The following is a 13,426-nucleotide window of genomic DNA, read 5'->3' as shown; positions in this document are numbered from 1 at the left end:
GGCATGGCGGCGCCGCCGCGCATGCAGCGGATCCGGACCGTGCCCATTACGAATTCTTCAGCACGATCTGGTAGACCACCACGCCGGCCTCGCGGCAGCGGTCGATGGCCTTCTCCAGGATCTCGAAGAACTCCTTGAGCAGGAACATCTGCAGGTTGTCCAGGCGTCCGGAGTAGATGTCGCGGTACAGCTCCAGCATCAGCCGGTCGGCCTCGTTCTCCAGCGAGCGCAGCCTGTCATTGAGCGCGCTCATCCGGTCCAGGTGCATGTTGCGCAGGTCGTGGACCATCTCCACCACCACCGCCGCGGCCTGTTCCAGCATCGCCGCACGCGGCGCGAAGTCGATGTGCTCCAGGTGCTGCACCGCCAGCGAATAGCGGTCGGCGAACTTCTCCACCTGCTTGGGGATCTTGTACAGCGCCGAGCTCAGCGCCTCGATGTCCTCGCGCTCGATCGGGGTCATGAAGCTGTCGACCAGCGCCTGGCCGATCTTGTCGGCCGCCGCGCGCTCGCGCAGCCGCGCCAGCTTGAAAGCGTCCAGCGCCGGCTGCCGGTCCGATTCGCGCAGCATCGAATGCAGCGCCTTGGTGCTGTCGTAGGCGGCCTGCGCCGCTTCGTCGAGCAGGGTGTAGAACTGCTTGCCGGAACCGAAGATGGTCTGCAACGAGAACATGAAACGCGCTTCCGCCGTCGCGGGAGGGACGGCACCGGGGCGGAATTATGACCGTTTGCCGACAACACGGGGGAGTTGGGCGACCGACGGCGCGGTGTCGGCGCGGCATGGACGCGGCCCGCACCCGGGTTTGCTACCATGCAGCCGCGCCGTTGTCGGGCGCACCCTATGGACGACCACCCCAGCCCCCCTCCCCCGCGCCGCCTCGGCGCCCATGTCCCCGCTTCCCTTGCCGCCAGGGAGCGCGCGCATGCTTGAACTGTTGATCGTGGTGGCCCTGGTGCTGCTGAACGGCTTCTTCGCGATGTCCGAGATGTCGCTGATGACCTCGCGCAAGAGCCGCCTGAAGCAGATGGCGCAATCCAGCACGCGCGCGGCCAAGGCGCTGGCGCTGGCCGAGAATCCGGAAAATTTCCTGTCCACGGTGCAGATCGGCATCACCGCGATCGGCATCCTGACCGGCGTGTTCGGCGGCGAGGCGATCGGCGAGGCGATCGCGATCAAGCTGCAGGCGTGGTTCCCGGCGCTGTCGGCCAGCTTCTCCCTGATCGGCCAGCCACAGCCCTGGTCGGCGCTGATCGGCAAGACCCTGGCGATCGTGCTGATCACCTTCCTGACGCTGATCTTCGGCGAACTGGTGCCCAAGCGCCTGGCGCTGACCCGCTCGGAAGTCATCGCCGGCTTCGTCGCGATGCCGATGGGCTGGCTGGCCCGGATCGCCGCCCCGGGCGTGTGGGTACTGTCGCACTCGACCCGACTGGTGCTGCGCATGCTCGGCCTGGGCAACGCGCAGTCGGCGTCGGTGACCGAAGAGGAGATCCGCATGCTGGTGGCCGAGAGCCACGAGGCCGGGGTGATCGACAGCCACGAGCGCGACATGATGAACCGGGTCATGCGCCTGGGCGACCGCACCGCCGACAGCCTGATGACGCCGCGCAACCGCATCGCCTGGCTCGACGCCAATGCCGAGGCCGAGCGCAACTTCCAGGCGATGCGCGAGCACGCGTTCTCGCGCTATCCGGTGTACCGCGGCAGCGACCAGGACATCGCCGGCGTGCTGGAAGTGAAATCGCTGGTCACGCGCATGGACGGCAACGCCACCCAACTGTTCCTGAGCCTGCGCGAGGCCCTGTTCGTCTCCGAATCCACCCATGCGATGAAGCTGCTGGAGATCTTCCGCGAGGAACAGCAGTCGATGGCGCTGGTGGTGGACGAATACGGCGAGATCCAGGGCCTGGTCACGATCAGCGACCTGATGGGCGCGGTGGTCGGGCGCCTGCAGTCGGTGGACAACGCCGACGAAGACGCGCTGGTGGTGACCCGCGCCGACGGCTCGCTGCTGATCGACGGCTCGCTGGCGATCGAGGACCTGCGCGAACTGCTCGGCGGCGCCGAACTGCCCAAGGCCGAAGAAGGCGACTACAACACCCTGGCCGGCCTGTGCATCTACTACTTCGGCCGCATCCCGCACGCCGGCGAGTTCTTCGACTGGGCCGGCTGGCGCATCGAGATCGTCGACCTGGACGGCGCGCGCGTGGACAAGCTGCTGCTGAGCAAGCTGCAGGACGAGAACAGCGATGACATCACCGGGTGACGCGCCCGCCGCGGAGCCCGGCCACGGCTACAGCGCCGAAGGCATCCGCACCCTGCTCGACACCTTCCTGCTCGGCGATCCGGACGAGCAGTTGCGGCTGCGCACGATCCTGGCCGACCTGCAGCACAGCGCGTTCGGCGTGTTCCTGTTCGTGGCGATCCTGCCGGCGTTCCTGCCGGTGCCGGGCCTGGCCGGCGGCATCAGCGGGCCGCTGGTGACGCTGATCGGCGCGCAGATGCTGATCGGCCTGCGCAAGCCCTGGCTGCCGCGCTTCATCGGCGAACGCGGCCCGCGCCGGCGCACCATGCAGCGCTTCGTCGGGCGCATCGCGCCCTGGCTGCGGCGGCTGGACAAGCTGCTCAAGCCGCGCCTGCCGGCGCTGCTCGAGACGCTGCCGGCACGCGCCTTCAGCGGCCTGCTGCTGGTGGCGCTGGGGATCCTGCTGTCGCTGCCGATCCCGTTCACCAACTACGCCTTCGGCGCGATGCTGCTGCTGTTCTCGCTGGCCCTGCTGGAGCGCGACGGCGGCCTGATGCTGGTGTCGTGGCTGGGCGGCCTCGCGGTGGCGCTCGGCCTGGGCCTGGCCTCGGACCAGGTGGTGGACCTGAGCCGCAAGTGGATGCACAAGCTGTAGCCCGAGGTTCGCGCCGAAGCCGCGCCGCGCGCGGCGTGCATGTCCCTCTCGCAACGCGGCGCTAATCCGAACGCGGCGCCTCGGCGAACACCTGCCTGCGCAACGGCTGCGCCGCGCGGTTGTCGGTTGTCGGTTGTCGTATGGCGTGCGCTGCAGACATCCGATCCGAGCCCAGGCGCAAGCAAGACCAAGCGAAAAACCGGCGGCATGGCGCGGCCTGATGGCGCGACCCGTCTACGCGCCGCGCCGCAGTAGCGCAGCCCATGCGCGTCGCGAACGCAGCGGCGGGGATGCGGTTGCGCGGGCCGATGCCTAGGCGGCCACGGCCTGGGTCCAGGCCTCGGCGGCGATCGCGAAGGAGCGCAGCCGCGCCGCGTGGTCGTGGATGTTGGCGGTCAGCAGCAGCTCGTCGGGCCGGTGGCGGGCGACGAAGTCCGCCATGCCGCGCGCGACCTCGGCCGCATCGCCGAGCACGCTGCAGGCCAGCGCGCGCTCCACGCCGGCCTTCTCGTGCGGCTGCCAGAACGCCTCGATGTCGTCGATCGGCGGCGGGATCAGGCCCGGGCGGCCGCGGCGCAGGTTGACGAAGCTCTGCTGCTGGGTGGTGAACAGACGCCGCGCGGCGGCGCTGGACTCGGCGCCGACCACATTCAGCGCCAGCACCGCGTATGCATCGCGCAGCCGTGCCGAGGGACGGAACTCGCGCCGGTAGAGCGCCAACGCCTCGTCCATCGCATCCGGGGCGAAGTGCGAGGCGAATGCGAACGGCAGCCCCAGCGTCGCCGCCAGGCGCGCGCTGAACAGGCTGGAGCCGAGCAGCCACACCGGCACCTCGATGCCGGCGCCGGGCACCGCGCGCACCAGCTGGCCGGGTTCGGCCGGCTCGAAATAGCGCAGCAGCTCGGCGACGTCGTGCGGGAACTGGTCGGCGCTGTCGAAATAGCGGCGCAAGGCGTGCGCCGTGGCCTGGTCGGTGCCGGGCGCGCGGCCCAGGCCCAGGTCGATGCGCCCCGGATACAGCGAGGCCAGGGTGCCGAACTGCTCGGCCACCTGCAGCGGCGCGTGGTTGGGCAGCATGATGCCGCCAGCGCCGACCCGGATCCGGCGGGTACCGCCGGCCACATGCCCGATCAGCACCGCGGTGGCGGCACTGGCGATGCCGGGCATGTTGTGGTGCTCGGCCAGCCAGTAGCGGTGATAGCCCCAGCGCTCGGCGTGCTGCGCCAGGTCCAGCATGTTGGCGAAGGCCTGCGCGGTATCGCTGCCTTCGCAGACCGGGGCGAGATCGAGGATGGAGATCGGCGTCATGGAGAGCGGGTTCCTGCAAAGCGACAGGTTCGAACTGGGGGCGCGGAGCGTCGATTGCAGCGGCCGGCGCCGGAACGCTGATTTGCGATGGCGGCGGTAGCGGGCCTGGTGGGCATTCCTGCGCCGGGATGGGTGGCGTGCTGCCGTACCCTCACCCCATGCCGTACCCTCACCCAACCCCTCTCCCACAAGGACTTCCTTCGGTCGCCGGGGGGAGAGGGGCTTGATTCCGCGTGCGGACTCTCCATTGCGGGCGCCGCAGGCCAGACCTACGGCATGGCATGCATGCCTTCATTGCACGGGCGGCGTCGACATTGCCGCACCCTCGCCGCGCCAGAAACGACGACGCCGGCATTGCGCCGGCGTCGTCGTATGCCTCGCGCGCGCGATCAGCTTTCCGGCGGCAGCGCGTTGACGGCCTCGACGCTGCCATCCTGGCCCGCGATCGGCTCGATCGGCTCTTCCTCGACCAGCGACCCGTCCAGCCGTTCCACCGCCTGCAACTTCTCGCCCTTGGACAGGCGGATCAGGGTCACGCCCTGGGTGTTGCGGCCGACACGGGAGATTTCCGAGGCGCGGGTGCGCACCAGGGTGCCGCCATCGGAGATCAGCAGCACCTCGTCGCGGGTGCTCAACAGCACCGCGCCGACCAGCTTGCCGTTGCGCCCGCTGGTCTGGATGCCGATCACGCCCTGCGTGCCGCGGCCCTTGCGCGGGTACTCGGCCAGCGGGGTGCGCTTGCCGTAGCCGTTCTCGGTGGCGGTGAGGATGTAGGCATCGGGCTCGTCGCCGTTGCGCAGCACGCCTTCGGCATCGGCGTCGGCGTCCGCCTCCAGCGCCGGCTCGACGTCCTCGGCGTCCTCGTCCTGGCCCTCGGCCGGCTCGGCCACGATCAGGCTGACCACGTATTCGCTCTTGGCCAGGCGGATGCCGCGCACGCCGCGGCTGCTGCGGCCGGTCGGTTTGACCCCGCCACGGCTCTTGCGGCGCGGGCTGCGCGCGTCGTCGCCGTCCTCGGCCACATCGGCCAGCGCGGCGTCCTCGTCCACGCCGTCGTCGCCGGCACCCTCGTCGATGGCGCCGTCCTCGGCTTCATCGTCCTTGGGCCGCTCGGAGAAGCGCACGGTCTTGCCGTTGGAGGCGAACAGCAGCACATCGCGCTCGCCGTCGGTCAGCGCCACGCCGACCAGGGCGTCGCCCTCGTCGAGGTTGATCGCGATCTTGCCGATCTTGCGCTGGAACGCGAATTCGCTGAGCGGGGTCTTCTTGACCATGCCGTTGCGGGTGGCGAAGAACACGTAGCGGCCGCCGGCATAGTCGCGCACCGGCAGCACCGCCTGCACGCGCTCGCCGTTCTCCAGCGGGATCCAGTTGATGATCGGGCGCCCGCGCGCATTCGGGCCGGCCTCCGGCAGCTGGTACACCGGCAGCCAGAACACCTTGCCGCTGCTGGTGAAGGTCAGCAGCGTGTCGTGGGTGTTGACCAGCCACAGCTGGTCGATGAAATCCTCTTCCTTGGTCGCCGCCGCGCTGCGGCCGCGGCCGCCGCGGCGCTGCGCGCGGTAGGCGCTGACCGGCTGGCGCTTGGCGTAGCCGGCATGCGACAGCGTCACCACCACGTCTTCCGGCGCGATCAGGTCGAGGATGTCGAGGTCTTCCTCGCTGTGGCGGATCTCGGTGCGGCGCGCATCGCCGTATTCCTCGCGAATGCTGAGCAGCTCCTCGCGGATCACCTGCAACAGCACGTCGGGGTTTTCCAGGATCCGGATCAGCCCGGCGATCGCTTCCAGCAGCTGCTTGTATTCCTCGGTCAGCCGCTCCTGCTCCAGCCCGGTCAGGCGATGCAGGCGCATTTCCAGGATCTGCGTGGCCTGCACTTCGGTCAGCTGGTAGCCGTCGGCGAGCAGGCCGACCCCGGCCGGCAGGTCTTCCGGCTGCGAGGCATCGGCGCCGGCGGCGCCGAGCAGCGCGCCGACCAGGCCCGCATCCCAGCGCCTGGCCAGCATGCGCTCGCGCGCTTCGGTCGGGTTGGCCGAGGTCTTGATCAGCTCGATCATCTCGTCGATGTTGGCGAGCGCGACGGTCAAACCTTCCAAGATGTGCGCGCGCGCGCGCGCCTTGCGCAGTTCGAAGATGGTGCGGCGGGTGACCACCTCGCGGCGGTGGCGGATGAACGCCTCCAGCATCTGCTTGAGGTTCATCAGCTGCGGGCGGCCATCGACCAGCGCCACCATGTTGATGCCGAACACCGACTCCATCTGGGTCTGCTGGTACAGGTTGTTCAGCACCACATCGGCGGCTTCGCCGCGCTTGATCTCGATGTAGATGCGCATGCCGTCCTTGTCGGACTCGTCGCGCAATTCGCTGATGCCTTCGAGCTTCTTTTCCTTGACCAGCTCGGCGATCTTCTCGATCAGCCGCGCCTTGTTGACCTGGTACGGGATCTCGTTGACCACGATCGCCTCGCGGCCGTTGTCCTGGATCTCGATCTCGGCCTTGGCGCGCATGCGCACCCGGCCGCGGCCGGTGCGGTAGCCGGCGACGATGCCGCTGGTGCCGTTGACGATGCCGGCGGTGGGGAAATCCGGGCCGGGGATGTATTCCATCAACCCGTCGACGTCGATCTGCGGATTGTCGATCAGCGCCAGGCAGGCGTTGATCGATTCGGTCAGGTTGTGCGGCGGGATGTTGGTCGCCATGCCCACCGCGATGCCGGCCGAGCCGTTGACCAGCAGGCTCGGAAACCGGGTCGGCATGACCGTCGGCTCCAGTTCCTTCTCGTCGTAGTTGGGCTGGAAATCGACGGTTTCCTTGTCGATGTCGGCCATCATTTCGTGGGCCAGGCGCGACATGCGCGCCTCGGTGTAGCGCATCGCCGCCGCGGAGTCGCCGTCGACCGAGCCGAAGTTGCCCTGCCCGTCCACCATCAGGTAGCGCAGCGAGAACGGCTGCGCCATGCGCACCAGCGTGTCGTACACCGACTGGTCGCCGTGCGGGTGGTACTTGCCGATGACGTCGCCGACGATACGCGCCGACTTGTAGTAGGGCTTGTTGCTGTGCGCGCCCAGCTCGTTCATCGCGAACAACACGCGGCGATGCACCGGCTTGAGGCCGTCGCGCGCATCCGGGAGGGCACGCCCCACGATCACGCTCATCGCGTAATCGAGGTAGCTCTTGCGCATCTCGTCTTCCAGGTTGACCTGGATGATTTCCTTGGCGGATTCTGCCATTCGGGTTCCGTAAGTCTGGTGGCTAATCGACCAGGACGCCGGCCCGCGGCAAGCGGGCCTGCCGGCACCGGAAACCTACGGCGCACAGCGGTCGATCGAACCGCCGGATTCTATCATGACAGGCGTGCGAATGCCCGATTTTTGCCGGCCCGAACAAGCACTTGCGTGGATTTGCGGGGCCGTGCAGGGCCGTGCTGGGCCTCTGGCGCGGTTGCCGCGGCTCAGCCGCCGAACGCGGCGCGCATGCGCGCCGGATCCGGACGCTCGATCACCCCGCGCTCGGTGACGATGGCATCGATCAGCGCGGCCGGGGTCACGTCGAACACCGGGTTCCAGGCGGCGATGCCCTCGGCCACGGTGCGCACCCCGCCCACGCCGAACAGCTCGCCCGGGTCGCGCTGCTCGATCTCGATCTGCGCGCCGTCGGCGCTGTCCATGTCCACGGTCGACGACGGCGCCACCACCATGAACCTGACGCCGTGGTGGCGCGCGGCGATCGCCAGCTGGTAGGTGCCGATCTTGTTGGCGGTGTCGCCGTTGGCGCAGATGCGGTCGGCACCGACGATCACCCACTGCACCGCACCGGTCTTCATCAGGTGCGCCGCGGCCGAATCGGCGATCAGGGTCGCCTCGATGCCGTCCTGCTGCAGTTCCCACACGGTCAGCCGCGCGCCCTGCAGCCATGGCCGGGTCTCGCCGGCGAACACCTTGGCGATGCGGCCCTGGGCCATGCCGGCGCGGATCACGCCCAGCGCGGTGCCGAAGCCGGCGGTGGCCAGCGAACCGGTGTTGCAATGGGTCAGCACGCCGCTGCCGGGCGCGATCAGGGCGGCGCCGAGCGCGCCCATGTGGCGGTTGGCGGCCAGGTCTTCCTCGGCGATCGCCTGCGCCTGCCGCGCGATCGCCTGGCGCCAGTCGGCACCGGCCGCGGCCAGCGTCTTGCGCATGCGCAGCAGTGCCCAGGCCAGGTTGACCGCGGTCGGCCGCGCCGCCTTGAGCCGCTGCAGTGCCGGCTCCAGCTTGGCCAACGCCTGCGCGCCGTCGTCGGCCTGGATCGCGCGCGCGGCCAGCACCACGCCCCAACCGGCGGCGATGCCGATCGCCGGCGCGCCGCGCACCGCCAGGGTGTGGATCGCCGCGGCGACCTGGTCGCTGTCGCGGCACTGCAGGTGCTCGACCACGAACGGCAGCTTGCGCTGGTCCAGCAGCTCCAGCGCCTCGCCGGTCCACCGGATCGGGCGGATATGGTCGTAGCGGGCGTAATCGATAGCGAGGGCGGCGTTCATCGCAGTATTGTAAACGGTGCGGGATGGGGGATGACCAGCCATACGGCTGTGGAAAAGCGGGGATTCGCAAATGCGGCGCGGCGGCGGTTGTAGGCCCTCGCCTCTCGCCTGGCTGGCGTCTGCCGCAGCGTCGGCGCGCGGTGGCTGCGGCGCTCAGTTGACGCTGAATTCCGCGCGGCAGCCCTTGTCCACCCAGATGCCGTCGCGATCCCAGCCCCAGCTGTCGTCCTGCACGCAGGCGGTGCCGGACAGCTGCCGGCGCAGCTGCACGCCGGTGTGGATACTGACTCCGCAGCGGCGCCGCGAACGGCCCTTGGATTCGCACAGCACCGGACGCGCGCCGGCCGGAAAGCCGGACCCGTCGCTGGCGCCGATCTCGAACTCGCCGCGGCAGCCGCGCGATACCCAGATCTCGTTGCGGCGCACGCCCCAGCTGCGCTCCTCGCGGCACGGCACCGAGGACAGCTGGCGCATCAGCCGCACCGGCGCGCCGCGCAGCATCACCGGACAGCTTTCGACCCGGCCGTCTGATTCGCAGCGCAGCACGCGGCGCATCGCGCTGCGCGTGGGCTGCGGCGGATTGGAACGGAACTCGGCGCGGCAGCCCAGCGTCACCCACACCCCGCTGCCGTCCGAGCCCCATTCGCTGCCGCGGACGCAGTCGTTGTCGGACAGTTGCCGGACCAGTTCCACGCCCTGCTCGGTCGGCATCGGGCAATGCACCCAGCTCATGTCGCGCGATTCGCAGCGCACCACCGCGGCCGCATACGCGTCGGGCACCTGCGCCAGCGTCGCCGCCGGCCATGCGGATACCGCCAACCCCAGCCAACACCAGCCACCGAGCCCGTACGACCACTTCATGCTTGGCGCTGCCCCCGTGCGTAGAACCTGAACAACCAAGACCACTACATCCACGTCGCGCCTCGAGCGCATGCTCGGCTGGATCAAACCATCATCGGTGTCGACAAAGCAAGAAGACGCTGCATGAACGCCGCACGGTTCAGGCGTGCGCGAAATCGTAGGCGAGCACATCGCCGATCAGCGCGGTACCGCGCATCGCCATCAGCAAGCGATCCACGCCGACGGCGACGCCGGCGCAATCGGGCAGCGCCGGCAAGGCCTGCAGCAAATGCTCGTCCAGCGGCGGCAGCGGCGCGCCGCGCGCACGGCGCAGCGCGTGATCGCGCAGGAAGCGGCGGCGCTGTTCGGCGGCGTCGTTGAGTTCGTGGTAGCCGTTGGCCAGCTCGTAGCCGCCCAGGTACAGCTCGAAGCGCTCGGCCAGCGGCGGCTGCGCGTCGCGGATGCGCGCCAGCGCGCACTGCGTGGCCGGCCAGTCGTGGACCACGGTGATGCGATCGGCCGGGAATGCCGATTGCAGGCGATGGCTCATCAGCAGGTCGAGCCAGTCGTCGCGGGTCAGCCCTGCAGCGTCGATGCGAACCTCGCGCAATGGCTGTTGCAGCGCCTCCAGCGGCGCCAGCAACGGATCCAGGCCCAGCATATCCAGGAACAGTTGCCGATAGGTGACCACGTGCAGCGTCGCCGTGCGCGCGACCAGCGCCAGCGCCTCGCGCACCAGCGCCACGGCCTCGTCCACCAGCTGCAGATGATTCCAGCCGACCCGGTACCACTCCAGCATGCTGAACTCTGGATTGTGGCGGCCGCCGGCCTCGCCGTTGCGGAACACCCGGCCCAGCTCGTAGCAGTCGCCGACGCCGGCGGCCAGCAGCCGTTTCAGCGGATATTCGGGCGAGGTGCGCAGCCAGCGCAGCGACGGGCCAGCATCGACGTGGCCGCTGAAGCGGGTCTGGAAACTGTCGATGTTGGGTTCGGTGTTGCCGGCCGCCGACAGCATCGGCGTCTCCACCTCGAGCACGTCGCGCGCGGCGAAGAAGGCACGGATGCGCGCGTTGAGCGCGGCGCGCAGGCGCAGCGCGGCGATGTCCACGGCGTCGCTCATCGCGGCGATCCGCAGGACCAGCGCGATGCGTGCAGGCGGCTCATTCCTGCCCCTCGTGCGCGCCGAGCAGCACCAGCAGCCGCGCTTCGTCCCACACCGCAATGCCCAGCTCCTGCGCCTTGTCCAGCTTGGAGCCGGCCTCGGCGCCGGCGACGACGAAGCTGGTCTTCTTCGACACGCTGCCGGCGACCTTCGCGCCCAGCGCCTCCAGCCGCGCCTTGGCCGCGTCGCGGCTGAGTTGCTGCAACGTCCCGGTCAGCACCACGGTCTGCCCGTCCAGCGGCGCGGCGCGGCGCTCGGCCTGCGCTGGCGCCGCATCCAGCAGGCGCCGCATCGCCGCATCGGCCTGGCGCAAGGCCTGCACTTTCGCGTCATCGGCCAGGTAGGCGGCCAGGTTGGCCGCGCCGGCCGCCGACAGCCCGGCGCCGGCCCAGCCGCTTTCGTTGGCGCGCAGCAGCGCCTCGAGCGTGGCGTAGGTCGCGGCCAGCCGCTGCGCGCTCTTGCCGCCGAGCTTGTCCACCGGCAGCGTCGCCAGCAGATGCGCCAGGTCGAGTCGCTCGCGCAGTTGCGCCGGCGGCCGGCCCTCGTCGGCGAAGCGGATGCCGGCCTGGACCAGCGCATCGACCACGGCGGCGTTGCCGGGTTGTTCGAAGAACGTTGCGATCGAGCGCGCGACCTCGCCACCGATATCGGGCAGCGCCTGCAGCAGCACCGCCGGCGTGGCGCGCACGAAGTCCAGCGATCCCAGCCAGTAGGCGAGCGCCTTGGCAGTGGTCTCGCCCAGCTGCGGAATGCCGAGCGCGAACAGGAAGCGCGGCAACGTGGTGGCGCGGCTGGCGGCGATGCCGGCAACCAGGTTCTCGGCCCACTTCGTCGCCAGCTTGCCGCCGAGATCCACCGCCAGGTGCGCGCGCAGGAATTCGGCGCGCTTCCAGTCCGGCGCGTCCTGCGCCAGCAACGCCTGCCCTTGCGTATCCAGCAGCAGCGCGCCCTTGCTGTCGGCCACGGCCTGGGCCAGATCGACCGCGGTCGCCGCGTCCAGCGCCGCCTTCATCCGCACCAGGTCTTCGACGCTGAGCGCGTACAGATCGGCCAGCGAATGCACGAAGCCGAACTCGACCAGCGCATCGGCCTGGCGATCGCCCAGGCCCTCGATGTCCATGGCCCGGCGCGAGGCAAAATGGCGCACGGCCTCCTTGCGCTGCGCGGCGCAGGCCAGCCCGCCGCTGCAGCGCCAGGCCACCGCGTCCTCTTCGCGCACGATGTGCGAGCCGCACACCGGGCACGCGGCCGGCATCGTCCACGGCACCGTGCCGGCCGGGCGGCGCTCTTCGATGACCCGCACCACTTCGGGAATCACGTCGCCGGCGCGGCGCACGATGACGGTGTCGCCTTCGCGCGCATCCAGCCGCGCGATCTGGTCGGCGTTGTGCAAGGTCGCGTTGGTGACGGTGACGCCGGCGACCTGCACCGGCTCCAGCCGCGCCACCGGGGTGACCGCGCCGGTGCGGCCGATCTGCACTTCGATCGCGCGCAGCACGGTGGACTGTTCCTGCGCCGGGAACTTGTGCGCCAGCGCCCAGCGCGGCGCGCGCGAGACGAAGCCCATCGCGGCCTGCTGGTCGTAGTCGTCGAGCTTGTAGACCACGCCGTCGATGTCGTACCGCAGCGCGTCGCGCCTGGCGCCGATCTGGCGGAAATACGCGATCAGACCGTCGAAACCGGTGGCCGTGGCGACCTCGGGCGCCACCGGGAAGCCGAAGCGGCGCAGCAGCGCCAGGGTCTGCGAATGGGTCTCGGGCAGTTCCAGGCCGCGCACCTCGCCGACCGAATAGGCGAAGAACGCCAGCGGCCGCCGCCGGGTGACCGCCGGATCGAGCTGGCGCAGCGAACCGGCGGCGCCGTTGCGCGGGTTGGCGAGCAGCTTCTCGTTGCGCTCCAGCGCCTTGGCGTTCCAGGCGGCGAAGGCGGCGCGCGGCATGTAGATCTCGCCGCGCACCTCCAGCACCACCGGAAACGGCGTGCCGAGGTCGCGCAGCTTCAACGGCACCGAGCGCACCTGGCGCAGGTTGGCGGTGACGTCCTCGCCGGTGCTGCCGTCGCCGCGGGTGGCGCCCTGCACGAACACGCCGTCTTCGTAGCGCAGGCTGATCGCCAGACCGTCGAGCTTGGGCTCGACCGAGAATACCGGCGCGGCCAGCTCCAGTTCGCGCTCGATGCGCCGCTCGAAATCGGCGACCTCGGCGAAGCGGGTGCGGTCGTCGGCGGCGTCGGCCACGCCCGGCGTCTCGAACGCATTGGCCAGCGACAGCATCGGGATCGCGTGGCGCACTTCCGGGAAGCCGCCGTCCGGCCGCGCGCCGACGCTGCGGGTCGGCGAGTCGGCGCGCGCCAGCTGCGGGTGTTCGGCTTCCAGCGCCTCCAGCTCGCGCATCAGCGCGTCGTACTCGGCATCGGTGATCGACGGATCGTCGTGCACGTAGTAGCGGTCGTTGGCGTCTTCGATGCGCTGGCGCAACGCGGCAACGCGCTGCTGGAGTTCGGATGGAGCGGTCATGCGCGGCCGGAGCCTGGTAACGGAGAGGGGAGCGATAGTAACTGGGTGCCTGGCAACGGGAAATGCGGACGCGGGACGGCAGGATGCCGTCCCGGGGGACAGCGCTGTCAAGCGATTTGACGAAAAAAGTGCCAGTTTTTTGAAGAAAAAAAGCGGCCTTCCTGCCATCCCAGCACAGCGCTTT

General features: G+C 69.9%; 9 protein-coding genes. 2 read left to right on the top strand and 7 right to left on the bottom strand.

Annotated elements, in window-relative coordinates; genetic code table 11:
• Positions 1-46: 46 nt before the first annotated feature.
• Positions 47-673, bottom strand: coding sequence for a DUF47 domain-containing protein (locus tag FZ025_RS18065; RefSeq protein ID WP_104558076.1), 627 nt, complete (start codon positions 671-673; stop codon positions 47-49).
• A gap of 250 nt (positions 674-923) precedes the next feature.
• On the opposite strand from FZ025_RS18065, the gene FZ025_RS18060 reads away from it, so the two are divergent.
• Positions 924-2,267 carry a hemolysin family protein gene (locus tag FZ025_RS18060; protein ID WP_104558074.1) on the top strand — a complete coding sequence of 448 codons (1,344 nt, stop codon included), beginning with the start codon at positions 924-926 and terminating at the stop codon, positions 2,265-2,267.
• Complete coding sequence (locus FZ025_RS18055) at positions 2,251-2,901, top strand: exopolysaccharide biosynthesis protein (protein WP_046978194.1); 651 nt, start codon at positions 2,251-2,253, stop codon at positions 2,899-2,901. Before FZ025_RS18060 ends, FZ025_RS18055 begins: the two co-directional genes overlap by 17 nt.
• 312 nt (positions 2,902-3,213) lie before the next feature.
• Here the strand turns inward: FZ025_RS18055 and FZ025_RS18050 are convergent, their stop codons facing one another.
• The 6 genes from FZ025_RS18050 to ligA form a co-directional block, all read right to left on the bottom strand.
• Positions 3,214-4,209 (bottom strand): LLM class flavin-dependent oxidoreductase, encoded by a 996-nt coding sequence (locus FZ025_RS18050; RefSeq protein ID WP_046978193.1) that lies wholly within the window; start codon positions 4,207-4,209, stop codon positions 3,214-3,216.
• A gap of 389 nt (positions 4,210-4,598) precedes the next feature.
• Positions 4,599-7,439 carry a DNA gyrase subunit A gene (gene gyrA, locus FZ025_RS18045; protein WP_104558072.1) on the bottom strand — a complete coding sequence of 947 codons (2,841 nt, stop codon included), beginning with the start codon at positions 7,437-7,439 and terminating at the stop codon, positions 4,599-4,601.
• Positions 7,440-7,660: 221 nt separating this feature from the next.
• Positions 7,661-8,725 (bottom strand): S-methyl-5-thioribose-1-phosphate isomerase, encoded by a 1,065-nt coding sequence (mtnA, locus tag FZ025_RS18040; RefSeq protein WP_046981330.1) that lies wholly within the window; start codon positions 8,723-8,725, stop codon positions 7,661-7,663.
• A 153-nt stretch (positions 8,726-8,878) separates the two neighbouring features.
• Entirely contained in the window at positions 8,879-9,586 is a 708-nt protein-coding gene (locus FZ025_RS18035) for a DUF3011 domain-containing protein (protein WP_046981329.1), read from the bottom strand.
• 139 nt (positions 9,587-9,725) lie between these two features.
• A complete protein-coding gene (epmA, locus tag FZ025_RS18030) occupies positions 9,726-10,685 on the bottom strand; it encodes an EF-P lysine aminoacylase EpmA (protein ID WP_046981328.1) in 960 nt (319 codons plus the stop codon).
• 40 nt (positions 10,686-10,725) lie between these two features.
• The gene (gene ligA, locus FZ025_RS18025; RefSeq protein ID WP_104558070.1) at positions 10,726-13,242 is read right to left on the bottom strand and encodes an NAD-dependent DNA ligase LigA; all 2,517 of its coding nucleotides are present in this window, start codon (positions 13,240-13,242) and stop codon (positions 10,726-10,728) included.
• Between the last annotated feature and the right edge of the window lie 184 nt (positions 13,243-13,426).

Origin of the sequence: Xanthomonas hyacinthi (genome assembly GCF_009769165.1) — a bacterium.
In the GTDB taxonomy this organism is placed as follows: domain Bacteria; phylum Pseudomonadota; class Gammaproteobacteria; order Xanthomonadales; family Xanthomonadaceae; genus Xanthomonas_A; species Xanthomonas_A hyacinthi.
This window is presented reverse-complemented; position numbering and strand designations above follow the sequence as displayed.